Below are 19,213 nucleotides of genomic sequence, written 5' to 3' on the forward strand. Positions count from 1 at the left end.
CAGTTTTCCCTCCTGCTCCAGGACCAGCAGGGTGCGAACGCATTTCTGGCATTGCCCGCAATTGAGATACTGCCCGGACAATGCGAAGGAACCATAAAAGTTCTCCTGACAGATGCGCAGGTGGCGCTGCGCCAGAGGATGCGCCGCAATGGCGCCGATTTTATCGTTTTTGGTGGAACCCGCGCCAAAGTAGTTCACTGTCATATCGCTCGAAGACCAGAGCGGATCCGTCTGCCAATGACTTCCGTTGGGGAAACTTTCCGATTGCGGCATTCCCGACGACACCACCAGTTCGCCAACCTGGTCCAGTAAATGCCCAACCGCCGCGATGGCACCACCATAGGCATATCGGTACTTTTTACCGGCAATCGGATGTTTTCGATAATTGCTGCGGACCAGGGTGGCATTCAGGCGCATTTCGGCGGCAACCCGCTGCACATTGTCAAACGCAAGGCGTGCGCCGTCTTCATCTTCCAGATGGATATCGTAACCGTGAATGAACACCAGCGTATCGATGGGACGCGGATAGGTGAGCAGCGAAAAAAAGGAATCCACTCCGCCGGAAAAACACAGCGCCGTCAGCTTCCCCGGAGAGCCTGGCTGGCGAGCCTCGCGGGTATCCGCCTCGATGTTTATCGGCTTCCACCCCCACCAGCTGGAAAAATACCCCATCACCTCATGGACATTCGCCAGCCACACAGGACACACGGGATCCTCAAAAACCAGGTCGCGCCCGTGACACATTGCCGGCACCAGCAGGGCGCTGCCGTACCCCTCGGGCGCCAATCGCAGCGGCGCCTGTGACGACTCGAACCAGAGCGGCTCGCCGCCAACCGTCGCCACAACCCGGGACCCCCCGGGCTGGCAATCATCATACGCCAGCTTGCCAATCAGAATTCGTTTCATAGCTCTCCTCTGATCCCCGGATACCGCCGGTTGCGGCGGTTTCCACCTTGCCATGTTCCGTCATGCCGGTGTTTGTGCCGCAGGCAACCCGAGCAGTGCGCGCGCCTCGATCGGGCCGGCCACTTCACGGCCGAATTCGCAACACAGACGCCCAATCCGCCGCACCAATTGTTCATTGGTTGCCAGCTGCCGCCGGGAAGCATCGTAATGCAGGTTGTCTTCCAGGCCGACACGGACGTGTCCGCCCATCAGGATGGCGGCGGTGTTCATCTTGAGTTGAAAACGCCCGATTCCCGCCGCCGCCCAGTGAACCGAACGGGGCAGACTCCTGACCATGCAGCCGAGATCGAACAGGGTCGCGGGGGAAGTGTAGAGGGAACCGAGCAGTAGGTTCATATACAGCGGACCGTTCAGAATACCGCGCCGCCTCAGCACCTTCGCCGCATGGATCATGCCCGGCTCGAAGATCTCGATTTCCGGCACAATGCCTCGCTCCTTCATGACCAGCGCCAGCGCTTCGATCATTTCCGGGGAGTTTACGGAAGCCTGTCGCGGAAAATTCAGCGAGCCCATGGTCAGGCTGGCCATATCGGGCCTGGCCGCGCCGTCCAGCTCCAGCACCGCGGATCGGCAGGCGAAGCTATTGTGCCGGCGCCCACTGGTCGATACGCAAAGAATCGCTTCGGGGCAATGTGTGCGGATGCCGAGAATCAGCCGTTCGAAAACCTCTTTGCGGTAGGTCGGCGTCCCATCTTCATCCCGGGCGTGCAGATGAATGATGGAGGCGCCGGCCCGGATGCAGCGAACCGCATCTTCGATGATTTCTTCCGGTGACAGCGGCACATGGGGAGAATCCTTGCGCATGGGCAGCATGCCGGTAATCGCGGCATTGATGATCAGCTTCGGATAAGGCGTGACCGGATACGGCATTTCCAGATCGTCATGGTCGCTCATCCTGTTCATTCTTTCCGGACGCTGACCACCGCTCCAGATCAACTCGCAGGGTCGTCCAGTAACCGATGTCTGGCGATCCGAATTCGTGCTCTTTCTTCAGGCGCCCGATCTCCTCGTAACCGAAATGTTTCTTATACCAGGCAATGCTTTCCGGCAGGTCACAATTGGTGATCAGTGTCTTGACGCCTTGCCGCGCCATCTCCCGCATCCGCAAAGCCTGCAGTTGCAGTCCGAGCCCCATGCCGCGACAAGCCCTGTCCACTGCCATCAGCTCGGTTTTGGCCTCGGTATCCGACAATATCCTGTAGCCGCAAAATCCGACGACCCGGCCGTTCATGCGTGCCACGAAATAGTTTTCCCAGCTGATCCGGGGCATTTCCGGGGACGGCACATGATGCATGTTGACCTGCCTCAGCAACGCCATGACCTGTGGCTTGTCCGTTTCCTGCAGTTTTTCAATCCGCACGCTCAACACAACCTCCCATCAACCGCCTGAAAAATTTCAAGATATCCAAAATTGCCCCGGCCGGCGCTGGATCTGTTTATGGAGACTCGCGCCACTTCGGAGCGGTCCATCGAACCGGCTATTGCGCCCATGCCGTCAGCAGCTTTTCCGCCGCGTCGCGCTGCCGGATCTTGAATGGCCCGACAAAGGCCGCGGCCAGCGCCTGGGGCAAGAACAGTTCGGCGGCAACATCGCGCACCTGCGCGGCGCTGAGCGCCTGTACCTGGCGACATTCCTCGGCCAGGGTCAGGGGATAGCCGACCAGTTCGCCCCAGCCAAAACGTCCGGCACGATTGTCAGCCTGGTCGAGGCTGAATTCCTGTTCGAAGATAAAAGAGCGTATTACCCGTTGCAGCTCATCGTCGCTGGCGGGATGGCTGCACAGGTTGTCGAGCATCTGCAGCAATTCCCGCAGAGCCTGGGTGAGGCTGGACGGAGCGACCGCCAGATCGATGGAAAAAACACCACAGTCGTCGTACAGGCCGAGATTGGCCTCGGCGTGATAGGTCAGCCCCAGCTGCTCGCGCAGGCGCACCATGAGGCGTGAGCTGCTGCCGGACAGAATACGACGCAGCAAACGCAGCGCCGGAGTACGCGGATCCTTGCGGCCAGGCGCGCAGAACGCCAGCTGCACATGGATCTGCGATGCAGCGTCCCGGGTCCAAATGGTGCGAGGGCCGTCGTTCCGCGGCGGCGGAGCGGCCAGCGCAACCGGGACGGGGTGGTCCTGCCAATCTCCAAAAGCGGCTTCGACGGCCGCCAGGGCCCGGGCCCGGCTGACCTGACCGGCCACGGCAATCACGGTATTGCCGGGCGTGTACCAGGTTTCGAGATGGCGTCGCAGGTCCTCCCGGTTCAGATTTGCAATCGATTCCCTGGTGCCGACAATCGGCAGGCTCAGAGGATGATCCGGCCAGATCAGGCGGCTGGTAAGGTTGTCCGGGTTGATTTCCTCGCCGGATTCGTTGAGATCCTCCAGCGCCTCTTCGATAATGATGCGGCGCTCGATGTCGATGTCGTTGAGCAGCGTGCGGCGCAGCAGGGATGCGAACAACACCGCTCCCTCGGCAATGTGATCGGGGTGCAGGCGCGAATGGTAACAGGTGGTTTCGCCGTCGGTGGCGGCGTTGACGGTGCCGCCGAGAGATTCAAAAGCCGACTCCAGGGCCAGTCCCGTGGGATAGTCGCAGGTGCCGCGAAACAGCATATGTTCCAGGAAATGGGAAATGCCGGCCTGTGCCGGACGCTCGTGGCGACCGCCCACGCCGACATGACAGACCATTTCGACGCTGTGCAGATGGGGCATTTCCACCGTCACCAGGCGCAGGCCGTTGGCAAGGGTGTCCTTGTGATATTCAATCATGCAGTATATATCCGGACCATCATGGTGTCAGGTGTGGAAGGTAACATCGTCAGCCGCCCTGCCGGGGATAGATCAGGTCACGGCCGCCCTTGGCCCGCTGCCCGACATGACGCAGGTAAAACAGGTGAAGGACAAAGACCGCCATGAACAGCAACGACCAGAAGCCGGGCAGCCCGCCGACCGAAGCCTGTTCCAGGTACTGGTCCCAGGAACGCGCGATCAGCGGATGCAGCTTGATTTTCAGCAGCCAGCCACCCAGCAGCACAGCGAACAGATAAATATAATTGGCGTGAACCCGCTGCCCGATGGCCTGCAGTGCTCCCATCTTGTAACGGGGATGCAGCAGGTCCTCGGCCAGATCAATGCGCCATTGTGCTTCAGCGGAAAAATCGAGCCGGCCCTTGAGCAGCCTGGCAACAAATTCCTGGTGCAGCAGGCGTACGCGGTATTCGTAGGCATCGTAAAAGCGGAACCGGCGCGCTTCGACAAACAGCAGGATATACACCATCACCAGACCGAACACAAAGGCGGCATGAGTAATTTCCGGATGGCTGAACACAAAACCGAGAAATGCCGCGGTTGCGGCTACCGCCCAGTTGGTGGTGCGGTCGAGTCGCTCCCGCCAGGCCAGAGCGCGCGCCGATTCCGCACGGTAATAGTGAATGACGGCGGTGATGGTTTCAGCGCGGCTGAGAGATTGGTCGTCGCGGATCGTATCCGGCATGATCTTAAGGTTCCTGTCCGGGCTGGTCCTGCCGGAGCAGGCCAGCCGCTTCCTTGGCGTGGTAGGTTATGATCAGATCGGCGCCGGCGCGCTTCATGGCCGTGAGCAGTTCCAGCATGACCCGATCGTGGTCAATCCAGCCCCTTTGCGCCGCGGCCTTGAGCATGGCAAACTCCCCGGAGACGTTGTAGGCAACCAGCGGCAGATCAAACGCCTCGCGCAGGTCACGTAGAATGTCGAGATAAGCCATGGCCGGCTTGACCATGAGAAAATCGGCATTTTCATGCACGTCGAGGCGGGCCTCGCGCAAAGCTTCGCGGCGATTGGCCGGATCCATCTGGTAGGAACGCCGGTCGCCGAATTGCGGCGCCGATTCCGCCGCCTCGCGAAACGGTCCGTAAAACGCACTGGCGTATTTGACAGCATAGCTCATGATCGGGATCTGGTCGAATCCCTCGGTATCCAGAGCGCGGCGGATGGCCGCCACCCGCCCGTCCATCATGTCACTGGGCGCGACGATATCGACCCCGGCGCGGGCATGGGCCACAGCCTGCCGGGACAACAGCTCCAGGGTGGGATCGTTGAGCACGTCCTGGCCGCGAACCACACCGCAGTGACCGTGATCGGTATATTCGCACATGCAGACATCTGTGACCACGATCAATTCCGGCAGCACCTGCTTAAGGGCACGCACGGCGCGGGGAATGATGCCGTCGTCACTGGTCCCCGCGCTACCCAGAGCATCCTTGCGATCCGGGATGCCGAACAGAATCACCGCCGGAATGCCGAGCTGCCAAACCTCGCGGGCCTCCGCGACCAACCGGTCGATGGACAGCTGGCATACACCGGGCATGGAACCGATGGGGTGACAGACATCCGCACCCTCGACGCAGAACAAAGGATAGATGAGATCGTCCACCGACAGACGGGTCTCGCGGACCATGTTTCGCAGAATCGGCGTACGGCGCGTGCGGCGCGCCCGGTACTCGGGGAAATGCATGGATTGCTCCTGAAATTACGCCAGAGTAGAGTCGCACAGGCGTTATTGCACTTATGCGACACTTCGGCTCCATGGTTTTTAGCGGATTGACACCGTCACGGTGGAAAAGGGCCGTCGACTCCCTCGAAATGCTTTTCCAAACCCTCGATCAATGCTTCCGTGGTCGGCACGGCGGCTTCCACGGCCACCCGCAGGCCATGGCGCCGGATCGTGGCGCTGGTCAACGGACCGAGGCTGGCAATGACCGTTTTCGAAAGCAGCTGTCGGCCGTCAGCCTCCAAAAGCTCAAGGCAATGCTCAACCGCCGAAGAGGAAGTGAAGGTCACGGCATCCACCCCGTCGCCCAGAGCGCGGCTCAGATGCTCCTCTGCCGAGGCGGGTTTACGGGTATGGTAGGCCACCGGCGCCGAGACATCGGCACCGGTGGCGCGAAGTTCCGTGACCAGCAGGTCGCGGGCGAGCTGGCTGCGCGGATACAGGATCCGCCTGCCGGCCACCCCCCGCTTCAAAAGCGCGGCCAGCATCCCTTCGGCACACTGTCTATCGGGCACCAGGTCGGCACGCAAACCGTATCCCGCCAGAGCGGCGGCGGTTTTCCCTCCCACGGCGGCAATGCAGGCAGAGTGCAGCGCACGGCTGTCCAGCCCGAGACCAAACAACCGTTCGAAAAAATAATGCACCGCATTGACGGAAGTCAGCACCAGGACATCCACCTGCGGCAATCGTTCCAGGGCGGCGTCCAGAGGCTGCCAGTCGGGCGGCGGCACAATTTCCAGGGTGGCGCAACAGATCGCCTCGGCGCCGGCGGCCCGCAACCCCTCGGACAGGCTGCCCGCCTGACCGGCCGCCCGTGTCACCAGGATGCGCCGGCCAAACAGCGGCCGGTTGTCAAACCAGCGCAGTTGCTGACGCAGTGTCACGATCTCCCCCACCACGATGATAGCCGGCGGCCCCAGCCGGGCCTTCCGCACCCGCTCGGAGACGTTTTCCAGGGTACCGACCAGGGTTTGCTGACGCGGCGTGGTGCCCCAACGCACCACCGCCACCGGTGTGTCCGGAGAACGGCCATGGGCCATGAGCTGTTCCGTGATGGTGGACAGGTTGCCCATGCCCATGTAAAACAGCAGGGTGCCGACCCCGGTGGCGAGTTTGGACCAGTCAAGGCTGGACACCTTTTTGGCCGGATCTTCGTGCCCGGTGATCAGGCCCAGGCTGGTGGTAAAATCGCGGTGGGTCAGGGGAATCCCGGCATAGATGGCCGCTCCGAACCCCGCTGTAATGCCCGGCACAATCTCGAACCGCTGTCCGGCATCGGCTAACTCGCAAGCTTCCTCGCCACCCCGCCCGAACAGGCAGGGATCGCCGCCCTTGAGCCGCACCACTATTTTGCCCTGACGGGCTTTTTCAACCAGAAGGGCGTTGATGCGATCCTGCGGGAGGTGATGGTAGCCGGCGGTTTTGCCCACATAGATGCGCTGGGCGGCGGCGGGCGCCTCCTCAAGCAGCTGCGGGTTGGCCAGGTAATCATAGACCACCACTTCGGCACGACGCAGGCATTGCAACCCGCGCACGGTCAACAGCCCGGGATCACCAGGTCCGGCGCCGACCAGATAAACGATGCCTTTGGATGCGGAGGTTGTTTCGGACATGATCAGGATCCCAGCGGTTTCGGTCGGATATCGAGAGCAGCCAGAATACGGTCGGCGCCTTTTGACAGGAGCTTTTCGGCGAGGTGTACCCCGAGTTCCTCGGCCTGGCTCAGCGAAGCGGCAACGGTCTCCTTGAGCAGACAGCGGCCATCGATCCCGGCTACCAGTCCGGTCAGGGTCAAGGTCTGGCCCGCCAGCGTGCCGTGGGCTGCCAGCGGCACCTGACAGCCGCCATTCAGGCGGCGCAAAAAAGACCTCTCGGCGGACACCGTCAGCGCCGTGGCGGGGTGATGCAAGGGCGCGATGCGTTCCAGGACCCAGCCATTATCCTGATGGCACTCCAGCCCCAGGGCGCCTTGTCCGATGGCCGGCAGGCTCAGTTCCGGGGGCAGACAGGCACTGATGAGTCTCATCAGGCCCAGGCGTTTGAGACCGGCGGCGGCCAGGATGATACCGTCAAGATGTTCTTCCTCCATCTTGCGCAGGCGGGTTTCAACATTGCCACGCAGCGGAACGATCTCCAGATCCGGGCGCCGGTAGAGCAACTGCGCCTGCCGGCGCAGCGCCGAGGTGCCGATACGCGCCCCTTGGGGCAGTTGACTAAAATCGCGGCCGTTCCGGCTAATCAACGCATCACGAGGATCCTCGCGCTGCGGGATGCAGGCCAGAATCAGGCCCGTGGGCAGCACCGAAGGCACATCCTTCATGGAATGCACGGCAAGGTCGATGCGCCCGTCAAAAAGAGCCTCCTCTATTTCCTTGACGAACAGTCCCTTGCCGCCGATTCTGGCCAGCGGCACATCTTGAATCCTGTCGCCCTGGGTGGAGATCGGCACCAGTCTGACGGTCAGCTCCGGGTACAACTCCTGCAGCCGGCTCTGTACCCACTCGGCCTGCCAGAGCGCCAGACGGCTGCCACGGGTGCCAATGCGCAAAACGTTGGCATTCATAAGACAATATCCTGTTTCGGAGTATCCTCGGATTCGGTCTGTTGTGCCGCAGCAGTCTTTGGTGCCGGGTCCAGATCAAACAGACGCCGCACTGCTTCGAGATAAATTTCACCGGTAATATCGTCACCGGCACGCCTGAGAACACTTAAAGGGGAGTGCAGGACCTTGTTGACGATGGCGCGGGTCAGCGCCTCGACGGCGCGGCGGTCGGCCGCATCCAGATGCTGCAGAGCGCCGAGGGTTTTCTCGGTCTCGCGGCGGCGGATTTCTTCCACCTGCTGGCGCAGCGCGACAATCATCGGCGCGGCTTCGAGGCTGCGCAGCCACCCGTAAAATCGAAGGATTTCCTGCTCGATGATCTCCTCGGCCTTTTTGGCCGCCTTGCGGCGCTCGCGCAAGTTGGTTTCGATGACACCGTTGAGATCGTCGATATCGTAAAGATAGAGGTTGTCTATCTGGTTGGCCTGCGGATCGACATTGCGCGGCACAGCGATATCGATAAGAAACATGGGCCGGTTTTTACGGCGGCGGATAATCTGCTCGAGTCGGGAGCGGGTCAGCAGCAGGCCCGCAGCGGTGGAAGTCAGCACGATATCGGCCTGATCCAGATACAGGGGAAACTCGGCAAACGGCACGGCACGGCCGCCGAACTTTTCGGCCAGGTCCTGGGCGCGCGCCAGGGTGCGGTTGGTAACCAGCACCTCGCCAAGCTGTTGCCCTGCCAGATGGCGAGCCGCAAGCTCGCACATTTTTCCGGCGCCGACAATCATGCAGCTTTTGCCCGCCAGTTCGCCGAAGATCTTGCGGGCCAGTTCCACCGCTGCATAGGAAACCGAAACGGCATGCTGGGCGATGGCGGTTTCGCTGCGTACCCGCTTGGCGGCAACAAAAGCCCGCGGCAGCAGACGGTTGAATACCGGCCCCGCGGTACAGCTCGCTTCGGCCAGACCGTAAGCCTGCTTGAGTTGGCCGAGGATCTGCGGTTCGCCAAGAATCATGGAATCAAGGCTGGACGCAACCCGGAACAGGTGCCGAACCGCGTCCCGGCCGCTATGAATATACAGATGCGGCCTGAGCTGCTCTTCGTCAAGACCGTGGTATTGGGCCATGAATCGCTGTAGCCGCTCGCCGCTGGCGGCCGGATCCTGACTGGCCGCGTATAGCTCAACCCGGTTGCAGGTCGACAGAATCATTGCTTCGGAAACTTTCGGCAGGGCCGTGATCGAACGCAATACCCCTGCCAGATCTTCTGATGGGAAACCGAGGCGCTCCCGCAGTTCCACGGGAGCGGTCCTGTAACTGAGGCCGATAACCAGAAAATTCATGCGATGGCAGATTTCCTTGTCGACATATCAGGCGGCTCCCAAAGCAGCATAGCCGTGCAGCCCCGAAAGCAGCAAATTGACCCCCAGGAAGGTGAATAGCAACAACGCAAAACCGATAATGGCCAGAATGGCGGCCTTGCGCCCGCGCCAGCCTATGGCCAGCCGTCCGTGAAGCAACGCCGCGTACAAAAACCAGGTGATAAGGGCCCATATCTCCTTGGGGTCCCAGCTCCAGTAGGCTCCCCAGGCGCGATCGGCCCAGACGGCGCCGGTGATAATACCGAGGGTCATCAGCGGAAAGCCGATAGTCAGGCAGCGGTAGTTGAGATTGTCCAGGGTCTGCAGGGACGGCAGGCGGTAAAACAGGGAAGACACCCTCTTCTTTTTAAGCATCCGTTCCTGCAAAAGATAAATGCTGCCCGCCACCGCCGCCAGAGCAAAAACCGCGTCGCCGGCAAACGCCAGAACCGCATGCACCGGTAGCCACCAGCTCTGCAATGCGGGAGACGGTGCCACGACGGTCATCGAAACGGCGCTGCCGACCAGCATCAGCACCACCGCCAGAGGGGACACGAAAGCCGCCAGCACCGGCAGGCCGTAACGCAGATGGAACAACAGGAAGGTCCCGATAATGGCCCAGACAAAAAATGAAAGGGATTCGTGGAAACTGGTCAGTGGCGGAAAGCCGGACATCAGATAGCGAATGGTCAGATTCAGGCTGTGAAAGCCGAATCCCCCCCACAACAGCATGCGGCCAAAACGGCCGAGAATCTGACGCCGCCATAAAATGTCGGCCAGGGACAGCCCTGTCGCCAGGGCATAAACAACCAGGGTCGTGCGAAACAGCAGGCTGTCGATGGTCATGGGTTCCTTTCCGGCAGACTTATCCCCAGAGCTGCGAGGGTGCAGGATGGGCCGCACACCTGTTGCAGCAAGCGATCGACATTCGCGGCATCCCGAGCCTCCAGCAGCGCCACCAATTGACCGTCCAGCAGCCGGCGCAAGGTTTCGCGACCGTAGGCGGCGCCCCCCGCATCGAGCGGCTTGCGTCGGCGCAGCGCGGTGGCGATGTCCACGACCACAGACCAGGAGCCCGGCAACAGGTCCGCCAGCAGATCCCGCACCTCGGCAGCCAGGGCGGGACTGCCCCCAGCGGTGGCCACGGCCACGCCCAGATCGCCCCGGCGCAGGATGGCCGGCAGGCTGAAATCCCCCTCCTCCGGCAGTGCGGCCAGACATACGGGAACGCCGATGCGCCGGGCCTCGGCCGCCACGGCACGGTCGCTGGCGTTATCGCCGGTAGCGGCAAACACCAGGCGAGCCCCATCGAGATCCCCGGCGCGAAAAGTGCGCCGCACCGGCTCGATATTTTCGCCGCAGCGCCAGTCTTCAAGCGTCGGGCTGATCAAACGCACTTTGGCGCCGACGGCAAGCAACCCGCGTGTCTTGCGCATACCGACCGGACCGCTGCCAACCACGACACAGCATTTGCCCCGCAGTTGCAGGAAAACGGGATAGTCGAACACGATCTACTCCTCAACGGAATCCGGCATGTTTCCGGAGAATGCCGTTGCGCCCCGATGCGGTGAAGCTCAGATGCCGAACAACTCCCCTTCAACCAGCTCGCACAGCAAATGACCTAAAAACAGCCCCGTCTCCGCCGCCCGCCCGATGGCATCGGTGGACAACCGGAACAGATAATGAGGCCCGTCGCCGTGGATGGCTTCCTTTTCCGGCAACAGGGCGGCGGTGACGCACCCACGATCCCGGGCTTCGGCCAGACCTTCGAGAAGCGCCTCGTTATGAGAAACATCGCCAAAGGCCAGTACCACATCGCCTTCGCTGGCTATGAGCTGCAGCTGCTGGGAAAAATAGGTCCCGATGCGCCCTTCCCTGGCAAGGGAGGTGGCGAGGGGCAGATCCTGGCACAAGGACAGGGCCGGCAGTGCCGGACGTTCGATATTCAGCCGATAGCGGAACAGGTTCGCCACCAGATTGGCGATGGAGCCGAGGGAACCGCTGCCAAGCACCAAAAGACGCCCTCCCCGGTTGAAAACCTCCGCCACCTGACCGGCAAAGGTCACCATTTCGTTGGCCTGCATAAGAAAGGTTTCTTCGAGCACTGCGGTGTGCTCGCGCAGGGATTTGCTGATTTTATCCTGTAACATCATGATCCTGTACCCTTGCCAGCGAATTTGGAAGAATGATAGGTTGGGCCATGCGGCGTGTCAAGGATTAGCTGCCGCCCCCTGCCTGTGGAGGGAAAACATTACGGTTGCTTTTTTCCCCGGCTCTTTTATGATGGAGATAAACCGATACAGGATTATTTGGCAGACTTGTTTGTCTTATTTTTAAAAAGGAGAAAACATCGATGGCAAGTGACAAGGTTGTGCATCTTTCCGATAGCAATTTCGAAGCGGACGTGCTGAAGTCCTCTGTTCCCGTTCTGGTCGACTTCTGGGCCTCATGGTGTGGACCCTGTAAAGCCATCGCACCGGCCATCGAAGAACTGGCCGAGCAATTCGACGGTCAGGTCAAGATCGCCAAAATCAATGTCGACGAGAATCCCGCTACCCCCAGCAACTATGGTGTACGTGGTATCCCGACGCTGATCCTGTTCAAAGACGGCGCGATTGTCGACCAGGTGGTCGGCGCCGTTCCCAAGGGGCAACTCGAAACGCTTATCAAAAAAGCTCTCTGAGACCGCCGACCCAACGGTCTCCATCATACCGAAGAACAAAAGGACCGGTGTTGACGCATCGGTCCTTTTGTTCTTCGCGGCGGCCATGCAACTCAGAGGTGCCCGGGATGAGCCTCCTTCAACAACCGGAAAAGCTCCCGGAAGGCACGCTTGTCCTTATGGTTGCGGACGCTTTCGGCGAGCCGCCGGAGCTTCCCGGCGTCGGCCTCCGGAAGTTCACGCCGCACCTCTTCCAGCGCTTCGTCGAAACGCGCCGGATCGCAGAGCCGCTCGCGCAGCTCCTCCAGAAAATGAAAATCGGCCGCGGCCCGCTGGCGGCCATGAGCCAGATCGGCAAGAAAGGTCTCGGCCTGCTGCAGGCTGTCCTCATCCCGTCGCAACAGCCCGGCCAGATGCTTGAGCTGACGTTTGCGGGCGCTGTGTGCCTTGATGCGGCGGACTTCGTCAACCGCCTCGAGAATCTCGCCAGCCAGCGTCAAGCGACGGAAATCCGCGTCACCCAGAACAACGAGATCGGCGGCGGTTTCCTCCACGGCTTTGGCCGCGCGCTTTTTGGCGCTGCGGCTGGGCGGTTGTTCCATGGAAAAAGCATTCATCAGAAAACCCCGCGGCTGTCGAGCAGCAAAGTGACCGGTCCATCGTTGACCAGATGCACCTGCATCATGGCCTGAAAACGGCCGGTGGCGACACTCAGGCCCCGGCCGCGCAATTGTCCTATATAGTCCTGGTAGAGAGCCTTGGCTTCGCCCGGCGGAGCCGCGCGGCTGAAGCCCGGACGGCGCCCTTTGCGACAGTCGGCCGCCAGCGTGAACTGAGAAATTACCAGAAGTTGCCCGCCGGTGTCCTCCACCGACAGGTTCATTTTACCAGCCGCATCATCGAACAAGCGCAGCTCGGCCGTTTTTTTTGCCAGTGCGGCGGCATGCTGTGCGGTATCTCCCTGCTCCACACCGAGCAATACCAGGATCCCCGGCCCGATGGCACCGATAATCTCGTCATCCACGCTGACATGAGCCTGCGCCACCCGCTGCAACACCGCTTTCACGCCTGCACCTCCGCCAAACGCCGCAACAGGGCCAACTCTTCCAGATGGCACCGGTTGTTCTCTCCCGGCGCGGTTTCAAGAATCTTGGGAACCGCGGCGAAGCGGGCATCCCGCATCAGGGCGGCAAAGGCATCGATGGAAATCGCACCCTGACCAATATGGGCATGCCGGTCGACACGGGAACCCCGGGCCTTTTGGGAATCGTTGAGATGAATGGCAGCGATGCGGCTGGCGCCGAAAATCCGCTCGCATTCGGCGATGGTGCGATGGTAGCCTTCCTCGGATGACAGATCGTAGCCGGCGGCGAAGGCATGGCAGGTATCAAAACAGACGCCGAAACGCCCCTGCGGCACCTGCTCCATGATGGCGGCAAGGTGCTCGAAACGGTAGCCCAGGTAGCTGCCCTGGCCGGCGGTATTTTCCAGCAACACCACAACCTGGGGCGGTGCCTGTTCAAAGATAATGCGAAACGCCTCGGCGATGCGTCGCAAACCGATATCTTCCCCAGCGTCAAGATGGGCGCCGGGATGCATGACCAGATGATCGATACCCAGAGCGGCGCAGCGCCGCATCTCGTCGAGAAATGCGGCCAGGGAGCGACTGCGGTTTTCACCGTCGGCCGCGGCCAGGTTGATCAGGTAGCTGTCATGGGCGATGATTGCCGCTACGCCCCCCTCTTGCCTGGCGGCAGCAAAGGCCTCGATCTCCTCTCCGGGCAGGGGTGCGGCGCGCCACTGATTGGCGTTTTTGGTAAAAATCTGCATAGCCGTAGCGCCAATGGCTGCCGCGCGCCGGAATGCCTGGCTGACTCCGCCAGCAATGGATACATGAGCGCCAAGCAACATTCAGTAACCTCTCGCCGGGCTACCGGTTCCACAGGATGCCCAGCATGCGAGGGCCTGCGGCAACTGCTCAACCCCGGCAAGGTGCCGATCGACGAAGGACTCCGGAACGGCATCGCCGACCAGGATGGTCGCCATACCGAGCTGCTTGGCCGGCCTGAGGTTGGCCACGCTGTCTTCGACCATGACGCACTGGCTGCCGGCCAGGCCGAGCTGGTCAAGAACCCGTTGATAGGGCTCAAGATAGGGCTTGGGCATGTAATCAGCGACCCGGATATCGAACACCGCGTCAAACAGATCGGCTATCCCCAGGGCATCGAGTACCCGATCGGTATGAGCACGGCTGCTGTTGGTAAAAACAACCCGGGATTGGGGCAGCGAGAGCAGCGCCTGCCTGAGCTCCGGATCAGGCTGCAGGCGGCTTCGCACATCCACGTCGTGAACGTAATGCAGGTAATCCTCGGGGTCGACCCGGTGATGCCGCATGAGTCCCCGCATGGTGACGCCGTAGTCCTGCCAGTACCGCCGGCGCAGGCTGTCGACGTTTTCCAGGGGAATACCCACCACCTCATGCATATAGCGGTTGATGCGCGTGTCGATGAGCGAAAACAGGTCGCAGCAGGGCGGATACAGGGTATTGTCGAGATCAAACAGGATACACTGCATGGCAACTATTCCTTGTCACCCGCGGCCAGCCCGAGGGCCAGGCGGATGCGCCCAATGGCCTGCCGGTATTGTGCGGCGGACAGAACACACTCGTTGTGAGGCTCGCTCCAGATGGGCCTGGGCCAGAGCGGGTCCGTGGTCTGCCGCGGCACCAGATGCCAATGCATGTGGGGCACCATGTTGCCGAGCAGTTCATAGTTCATTTTGGCCGGCTGGTAAACGGCGGCCAGAGCCGCCGCCACCCGATTGATCTCCTCCATGATGCCGGCGCGCGCGGCCGGCAGCAGATGGAACAGCTCGGTGACGTGCTCTTTGGTAAAAAGCAGGGTATATCCGGGGAAAAACTGGTCACCATTGAGCATAGCGTAGCAGTGCTCAAATTCAGCGATGCGCAGTTCCGGTTGCTCCTGCCAGCGCATGCACATGGGACAGGTCATCGCGGGTCGAAATCCCCTTCGAAAACCTGTACCGCCGGTCCGGTCATATACACGCTGCCGTCCTGTGCCCATTCCATCTCCAGATCGCCCCCCAGCAGATGATTGAGCACACGGTGTTCGGTGCGACCGTTGAGGACGCAGGCAACGGTAACCGCCGAGGAACCGGTGCCGCAGGCCAGTGTCTCGCCGGCGCCTCGCTCCCAGGTACGCTGTTTGATTTCGGTTGGAGATATGATTTCGATGAATTCGACGTTGGTTCGATTGGGGAAAAGATCGAGATTTTCGATGACCGGGCCGTATTTGGCAACGGGAAATTCGTCGACATTGTCGACAAAAATAATGCAGTGGGGATTGCCCATGGACACGCATGTAATGTGAAAGGTCCGGTCGAGGATCTTCAGTTCCTGATTGATGACCTGCTCCCGCGGGTTGCCTGTCATGGGGATTTCGCCACGGCTGAGACGCGGTTTGCCCATATTGACACGGACCCGCTCCACCCGGTTGTCCGGGTTGGTGAAGAGCTGCAGGGTAAGGATGCCGGCCCCGGTCTCGGCGGTGATCTCCTTTTTATCCACAATGCCATGGTCATAGGCATATTTGGCCACGCAGCGGATGCCGTTGCCACACATCTCCGATTCGCTGCCGTCGGAATTGAACATGCGCATGCGCACATCGGCCTTCCCGGAGGGCAGGATTAAAATGAGGCCGTCGGAGCCGATACCGAAGTTGCGGTTGCTGACCGTGCGGGCCATGGCGACCGGGTCGTCGATGATTTCTTCAAAGCAATTGACATAAACGTAGTCGTTGCCGGCTCCATGCATTTTAGCGAATTTCATGGCAAGGCTCTTCCCTTCTCGTGTATAGGATCTTTCTGGAACCACTGATTATAGAAAAATTCATCATTTACCACAAGGGTCATCTGATTGACCGGCAAGCCTCGTCTGGCGTACAATGAGACAACTTTTATCTGTACCGGAGCGACGTTACATGGCATATAATTTGAAAACCAGAATCTGGCAGACCGGCGCCCTGGAATGGTGGGGCAGGCTCGATGGCGAGGAGATCTACCTCGGCAGCCGTGAATTTCCCCTGCCCCCGGAAGAGGGAGACCGCTGGGTGGTGCGCGCCACCGGGGAAACCTTCTGTATAATGAACGGAACCATCCGGAGGATTTCTGACCTGGCGCGGGCAGAGGAGGAACAATGAAACTCGGGAACCTGGAAATCCTTCAGATTCCGGCTGGCGAGATGCACAACTTTGCCTATCTCCTGTTCTGCCCCACGAGCCGTCAGGGTCTGGCCGTCGATCCCTCGCTGGAACCCCAAAAGCTGCTCGATGCCATTGAAAAACACGGCGTGCGCCTGACCTGGCTGGTCAACACCCATGGCCACCGCGACCACGTTGCCGGCAACGGGATGATCCTGCAAGCCACCGGGGCGCGGTTGGCGGCCCATGCGCTGGCCTTGCCAAAACCCGACAGGCCGCTCGCGGACGGAGACCGACTGATGGTGGGCGATACGGCCGTCACCATCCTGCACACCCCTGGCCATACGCCGGCGGACATCACCCTTAATCCACCAGGCGCCCTGCTGACCGGAGACACGCTGTTCGTCACCAGGGTAGGCCGGGCCGACATGCCCGGCAGCGATCCGGAGGCCCTGTACCGCAGCCTGCACCGACTGGCCGCCTACCCGGACGCCACACTGATATTTCCCGGACATGATTACGGCCCCCGTAAATTTTCCACCATCGCCTTTGAACGACAGCACAATCCTTATCTGCGCTGCCGCGACCTTGACGAGTTTATTGCCTTGCGCATGGGCTGACCGACCCGACAGGTACGGCCCTCAACAATTTTATGATTTAAGAGGAGGGATGGGGGCGTGAAGAGTTTGCGCCCGCCATCGAACACACTATGGCGAGCATCCTGCTGGAACTGCTGGTTCGGAACGGCAGCCTGTCCAAACACCTGGCCGAGGAAATACGGCAAAACGCCCGGCATGCCGATATGTGCCTGAGTACCTGCGTGCTTGTTGCCTCACCCATCGGCGAAGAGCGGATGGCCCACATCGTTGCGCGTATGCTTGGGCGGGCTTATTTCGATCCTGACCAGTTGCGGGAGCTGCCTCCCGTGCTGCGCGAATTTTTGTCCATGGAGCAGGCTCTCAGGTTCCGGGCCCTGCCACTGCGACTCGTGCAGCAGGGCCTGCTGGTTGCCATGGCCGATCCCAGCGACCAGGAGTCGCTGCAAAATCTTGCCGACCTGACAGGCTACCCCCTGATGCCCCAGGTCGCCCCCGAAGCCCGTCTTCTGCAAGCCATCGGCCGCTGTTATCGCAAAGATCTGCCAGCCGCCGAAGCCTCCCTGATGGCGCGGATTGTCGCCGCCGAATCTTTGGAGCAAACGTTTCCCAAAACCGAGGAACTGGACGAATCCCTGCTGGAAGAAGCACAGGTTGTCGAGGATGAAGCCGGGACCGCGGCCGCCCGAGCCGGGACCGGACTGCAGCAGCGCCTGGCGGCGGCTGCCAGCCGTGAAGATGTGGCGGACGCTCTGATGGATCACTTGTGCGGCCAATTTGAGCGCCTGGCGCTGTTTCTGAAACGTGACGGCACCCTGCTCGGCTGGCGGGCCCTGTGCGGCCATCAGCGGCGACCTGGAATCGGCAAGGTCGGCATGAAAATCACCGACAGCCCACTCCTGCAATCCGTGCTTGCAGGGCAAAGTCCGTTTCTCGGTCCGCTCGCCGAGGCGCCCCTGCGGGCCATGCTGCAACAGGCTCTGGGAGCACCGCCCCAAAAAGCTGTCCTGCTGCCGCTGGTGGTTGCCAAACGCGCGGTCGGCATCCTGTATGTGGAAAATGGCGGTCTCTGCCTGTTCGATCGCGTGGCCGAACTTCAGCAGCTTCTGGGGAAGGCGGCCTGCGCCCTGGAAATTCTCATCCTGCGCAAAAAACTGATCCAGCCATAGACTGACCGATCTTAACGACTTTGGCTACGGCCGTTGCGAGTTGCCGCCGGCAGCGCTTTGATCCCGGCCTGCAGGAATAACCATGCTGCCGGCCAGCCGATCATTCCAGCCCCGACCGTCGCGGCGGAACAGTGCGCTGCAGAAACCGAGGCCCAGGGGCAGCAGGCACAGCAGCCCTCCCGCCGTACGCAGAAAAGCCTGCGACAGTTGCAGCGGTTCGCCATCAACATCAACAACCAGCAGCGAAGCGACCATTTTCCCCGGCGTCTGACCTCCCAGATAATGAAACAGGGTGAAATATCCAAGGGAAAGCCCGAAAAACACCAGGAAATATGGTCCGGCCTGGCCAGCCACGGCTTGCGGTTTCGGCCAGACAAAAGCATCACCACCAGCCCGCAGATATTCTCCTGCCAGAACAAACAGCGCGAAAATGGTTACCAGCAAACCGGCATCGAGCAAAAATGCGAACATCCGCGCAGACAGGGAAGCCCGGCACAAAGCAGGCGCATAATCCTCATCGGCAAGCCATTCGTCCTGTTCCGATGCGGCGGCGAAAACCGCGTCCGGCTCAGCACCGCGCGCATTGGCCGTCCCTTCTTCAAAATCCGCTGCCTCACTGCGCCGCCAGGCAGGTGTCTCGCCATCCAGCAGCCAATCGTCCAGCAATACATCATCGTCCATCGGCGGTTCCCTGTCGGCCTCTTGCATCTGGACCGCTGCAGGTGCGGCAAGCTCGCTATCGGCGCAAGGCGATGGCATGTCGGGGAATCCCGTTGCGGCGGTTCCATGGTCATCGGCAAAACCGTCATCCGTGGCCGGCGCGACGCTCTCCCGGCCGCGGCTTGAATCCGCATCGAGGTCGGCTGCAAGAGCAGGCTCCCCGGAGCCTGTTTCATCCAGGTAGGCAACCAGGTCCTGTTCGACCTGCTCATCTTCCAGAACCGCCTGCTCGGCGGCGGTCGAAATCTCCCTCTCATCGGGGAGGCTGGCTTCGAAAGGATCATCCGCCAGGGGCGCCACAACGGCCGGGCGGCCCGTAAAGGACGGCGGTTGCACCGGATCGCCAAGGCGATACCTGTCGCGTATCCCGGAAAGGTCCCGACCGCATTTCTTGCAGGTGCCCAGATAGTTGAAACTCTGGAAACCGCACTTTGGACACTTCATGTCATTTCCTC

23 protein-coding genes are annotated in these 19,213 nt (G+C 61.0%); 4 read left to right on the top strand and 19 right to left on the bottom strand.

Going from position 1 to position 19,213, the window contains the following annotated elements; all coding sequences use genetic code 11:
• The 12 genes from AB7E65_RS03890 to AB7E65_RS03945 form a co-directional block, all read right to left on the bottom strand.
• Positions 1-906: hypothetical protein (locus tag AB7E65_RS03890; protein ID WP_428745301.1), on the bottom strand; the 906-nt coding region annotated here is incomplete at its 3' end.
• A gap of 60 nt (positions 907-966) precedes the next feature.
• Positions 967-1,860 (bottom strand): 3-keto-5-aminohexanoate cleavage protein, encoded by an 894-nt coding sequence (locus AB7E65_RS03895; RefSeq protein WP_072286489.1) that lies wholly within the window; start codon positions 1,858-1,860, stop codon positions 967-969.
• Positions 1,847-2,326 (bottom strand): GNAT family N-acetyltransferase, encoded by a 480-nt coding sequence (locus tag AB7E65_RS03900; RefSeq protein ID WP_428745309.1) that lies wholly within the window; start codon positions 2,324-2,326, stop codon positions 1,847-1,849. The genes AB7E65_RS03895 and AB7E65_RS03900 overlap by 14 nt, the downstream gene beginning before the upstream one ends.
• A 118-nt stretch (positions 2,327-2,444) precedes the next feature.
• Positions 2,445-3,728 (bottom strand): M16 family metallopeptidase, encoded by a 1,284-nt coding sequence (locus AB7E65_RS03905; protein ID WP_072286490.1) that lies wholly within the window; start codon positions 3,726-3,728, stop codon positions 2,445-2,447.
• A 49-nt stretch (positions 3,729-3,777) separates the two neighbouring features.
• On the bottom strand, positions 3,778-4,452 hold the full coding sequence (locus AB7E65_RS03910; protein WP_072286491.1) for a DUF2270 domain-containing protein: 675 nt from the start codon (positions 4,450-4,452) through the stop codon (positions 3,778-3,780).
• A 4-nt stretch (positions 4,453-4,456) separates the two neighbouring features.
• Positions 4,457-5,452, bottom strand: coding sequence for a porphobilinogen synthase (gene hemB / locus AB7E65_RS03915; RefSeq protein WP_428745302.1), 996 nt, complete (start codon positions 5,450-5,452; stop codon positions 4,457-4,459).
• Between the two features lie 95 nt (positions 5,453-5,547).
• Complete coding sequence (cobA, locus tag AB7E65_RS03920) at positions 5,548-7,101, bottom strand: uroporphyrinogen-III C-methyltransferase (RefSeq protein ID WP_320361019.1); 1,554 nt, start codon at positions 7,099-7,101, stop codon at positions 5,548-5,550.
• A 2-nt stretch (positions 7,102-7,103) separates the two neighbouring features.
• Positions 7,104-8,051, bottom strand: coding sequence for a hydroxymethylbilane synthase (gene hemC / locus AB7E65_RS03925; protein WP_320361018.1), 948 nt, complete (start codon positions 8,049-8,051; stop codon positions 7,104-7,106).
• Entirely contained in the window at positions 8,048-9,376 is a 1,329-nt protein-coding gene (gene hemA, locus AB7E65_RS03930; protein WP_428745303.1) for a glutamyl-tRNA reductase, read from the bottom strand. The genes hemC and hemA overlap by 4 nt, the downstream gene beginning before the upstream one ends.
• Before the next feature lie 27 nt (positions 9,377-9,403).
• Positions 9,404-10,240: a c-type cytochrome biogenesis protein CcsB gene (gene ccsB, locus AB7E65_RS03935; protein ID WP_145926384.1), complete on the bottom strand. Its 837-nt coding sequence runs from the start codon at positions 10,238-10,240 to the stop codon at positions 9,404-9,406.
• Entirely contained in the window at positions 10,237-10,902 is a 666-nt protein-coding gene (locus tag AB7E65_RS03940) for a bifunctional precorrin-2 dehydrogenase/sirohydrochlorin ferrochelatase (RefSeq protein WP_320361016.1), read from the bottom strand. Before AB7E65_RS03940 ends, ccsB begins: the two co-directional genes overlap by 4 nt.
• 66 nt (positions 10,903-10,968) lie before the next feature.
• Positions 10,969-11,547 (bottom strand): SIS domain-containing protein, encoded by a 579-nt coding sequence (locus AB7E65_RS03945; protein ID WP_083558567.1) that lies wholly within the window; start codon positions 11,545-11,547, stop codon positions 10,969-10,971.
• Between the two features lie 200 nt (positions 11,548-11,747).
• Between AB7E65_RS03945 and trxA the strand changes: the two genes are divergently transcribed.
• The gene (gene trxA / locus AB7E65_RS03950) at positions 11,748-12,077 is read left to right on the top strand and encodes a thioredoxin (protein ID WP_072286498.1); all 330 of its coding nucleotides are present in this window, start codon (positions 11,748-11,750) and stop codon (positions 12,075-12,077) included.
• Positions 12,078-12,169: 92 nt separating this feature from the next.
• Here trxA and yjgA read toward each other — a convergent pair whose 3' ends face one another.
• The 6 genes from yjgA to dapF are packed head-to-tail and all read right to left on the bottom strand — an operon-like array spanning position 12,170 to position 15,903.
• Positions 12,170-12,673 carry a ribosome biogenesis factor YjgA gene (gene yjgA / locus AB7E65_RS03955; protein WP_072286499.1) on the bottom strand — a complete coding sequence of 168 codons (504 nt, stop codon included), beginning with the start codon at positions 12,671-12,673 and terminating at the stop codon, positions 12,170-12,172.
• Positions 12,673-13,122: a D-aminoacyl-tRNA deacylase gene (gene dtd / locus AB7E65_RS03960; RefSeq protein ID WP_072286500.1), complete on the bottom strand. Its 450-nt coding sequence runs from the start codon at positions 13,120-13,122 to the stop codon at positions 12,673-12,675. The genes yjgA and dtd overlap by 1 nt, the downstream gene beginning before the upstream one ends.
• Positions 13,119-13,967: a deoxyribonuclease IV gene (locus AB7E65_RS03965; protein ID WP_072286501.1), complete on the bottom strand. Its 849-nt coding sequence runs from the start codon at positions 13,965-13,967 to the stop codon at positions 13,119-13,121. The genes dtd and AB7E65_RS03965 overlap by 4 nt, the downstream gene beginning before the upstream one ends.
• Complete coding sequence (locus tag AB7E65_RS03970) at positions 13,968-14,630, bottom strand: pyrimidine 5'-nucleotidase (RefSeq protein WP_072286502.1); 663 nt, start codon at positions 14,628-14,630, stop codon at positions 13,968-13,970.
• 5 nt (positions 14,631-14,635) lie between these two features.
• Complete coding sequence (locus AB7E65_RS03975; protein ID WP_072286503.1) at positions 14,636-15,067, bottom strand: HIT family protein; 432 nt, start codon at positions 15,065-15,067, stop codon at positions 14,636-14,638.
• Positions 15,064-15,903 carry a diaminopimelate epimerase gene (dapF, locus tag AB7E65_RS03980; RefSeq protein ID WP_072286504.1) on the bottom strand — a complete coding sequence of 280 codons (840 nt, stop codon included), beginning with the start codon at positions 15,901-15,903 and terminating at the stop codon, positions 15,064-15,066. The genes AB7E65_RS03975 and dapF overlap by 4 nt, the downstream gene beginning before the upstream one ends.
• A gap of 151 nt (positions 15,904-16,054) precedes the next feature.
• Here dapF and AB7E65_RS03985 point away from each other — a divergent pair, with 151 nt between their 5' ends.
• From AB7E65_RS03985 to AB7E65_RS03995, 3 genes are all read left to right on the top strand, one after another.
• Positions 16,055-16,273 (top strand): hypothetical protein, encoded by a 219-nt coding sequence (locus tag AB7E65_RS03985; RefSeq protein WP_072286505.1) that lies wholly within the window; start codon positions 16,055-16,057, stop codon positions 16,271-16,273.
• Positions 16,270-16,893: a hydroxyacylglutathione hydrolase family protein gene (locus tag AB7E65_RS03990; protein WP_083558568.1), complete on the top strand. Its 624-nt coding sequence runs from the start codon at positions 16,270-16,272 to the stop codon at positions 16,891-16,893. The genes AB7E65_RS03985 and AB7E65_RS03990 overlap by 4 nt, the downstream gene beginning before the upstream one ends.
• Before the next feature lie 89 nt (positions 16,894-16,982).
• Positions 16,983-18,038 (top strand): hypothetical protein, encoded by a 1,056-nt coding sequence (locus AB7E65_RS03995; protein ID WP_428745304.1) that lies wholly within the window; start codon positions 16,983-16,985, stop codon positions 18,036-18,038.
• A 24-nt stretch (positions 18,039-18,062) separates the two neighbouring features.
• Here the strand turns inward: AB7E65_RS03995 and AB7E65_RS04000 are convergent, their stop codons facing one another.
• On the bottom strand, positions 18,063-19,202 hold the full coding sequence (locus AB7E65_RS04000) for an RDD family protein (RefSeq protein WP_072286507.1): 1,140 nt from the start codon (positions 19,200-19,202) through the stop codon (positions 18,063-18,065).
• Positions 19,203-19,213: the final 11 nt, after the last annotated feature.

The sequence above is a fragment of the Syntrophotalea sp. genome (assembly GCF_050253115.1).
GTDB classification, from domain to species: Bacteria; Desulfobacterota; Desulfuromonadia; order Desulfuromonadales; family Syntrophotaleaceae; genus Syntrophotalea; species Syntrophotalea acetylenica.

Coding starts and splice junctions, on each gene's coding strand:
- ccsB (WP_145926384.1), bottom strand. CDS start 10,240: ATGACCATCGACAGCCTGCTGTTTCGCACGACCCTGGTTGTTTATGCC.
- AB7E65_RS03985 (WP_072286505.1), top strand. CDS start 16,055: ATGGCATATAATTTGAAAACCAGAATCTGGCAGACCGGCGCCCTGGAA.
- hemC (WP_320361018.1), bottom strand. CDS start 8,051: ATGAATGCCAACGTTTTGCGCATTGGCACCCGTGGCAGCCGTCTGGCG.
- AB7E65_RS03975 (WP_072286503.1), bottom strand. CDS start 15,067: ATGACCTGTCCCATGTGCATGCGCTGGCAGGAGCAACCGGAACTGCGC.
- trxA (WP_072286498.1), top strand. CDS start 11,748: ATGGCAAGTGACAAGGTTGTGCATCTTTCCGATAGCAATTTCGAAGCG.
- AB7E65_RS03970 (WP_072286502.1), bottom strand. CDS start 14,630: ATGCAGTGTATCCTGTTTGATCTCGACAATACCCTGTATCCGCCCTGC.
- AB7E65_RS04000 (WP_072286507.1), bottom strand. CDS start 19,202: ATGAAGTGTCCAAAGTGCGGTTTCCAGAGTTTCAACTATCTGGGCACC.
- AB7E65_RS03895 (WP_072286489.1), bottom strand. CDS start 1,860: ATGAGCGACCATGACGATCTGGAAATGCCGTATCCGGTCACGCCTTAT.
- AB7E65_RS03905 (WP_072286490.1), bottom strand. CDS start 3,728: ATGATTGAATATCACAAGGACACCCTTGCCAACGGCCTGCGCCTGGTG.
- dapF (WP_072286504.1), bottom strand. CDS start 15,903: ATGAAATTCGCTAAAATGCATGGAGCCGGCAACGACTACGTTTATGTC.
- AB7E65_RS03910 (WP_072286491.1), bottom strand. CDS start 4,452: ATGCCGGATACGATCCGCGACGACCAATCTCTCAGCCGCGCTGAAACC.
- AB7E65_RS03995 (WP_428745304.1), top strand. CDS start 16,983: ATGGCGAGCATCCTGCTGGAACTGCTGGTTCGGAACGGCAGCCTGTCC.
- hemA (WP_428745303.1), bottom strand. CDS start 9,376: ATGAATTTTCTGGTTATCGGCCTCAGTTACAGGACCGCTCCCGTGGAA.
- yjgA (WP_072286499.1), bottom strand. CDS start 12,673: ATGAATGCTTTTTCCATGGAACAACCGCCCAGCCGCAGCGCCAAAAAG.
- AB7E65_RS03990 (WP_083558568.1), top strand. CDS start 16,270: ATGAAACTCGGGAACCTGGAAATCCTTCAGATTCCGGCTGGCGAGATG.
- AB7E65_RS03965 (WP_072286501.1), bottom strand. CDS start 13,967: ATGTTGCTTGGCGCTCATGTATCCATTGCTGGCGGAGTCAGCCAGGCA.
- AB7E65_RS03945 (WP_083558567.1), bottom strand. CDS start 11,547: ATGATGTTACAGGATAAAATCAGCAAATCCCTGCGCGAGCACACCGCA.
- cobA (WP_320361019.1), bottom strand. CDS start 7,101: ATGTCCGAAACAACCTCCGCATCCAAAGGCATCGTTTATCTGGTCGGC.
- hemB (WP_428745302.1), bottom strand. CDS start 5,452: ATGCATTTCCCCGAGTACCGGGCGCGCCGCACGCGCCGTACGCCGATT.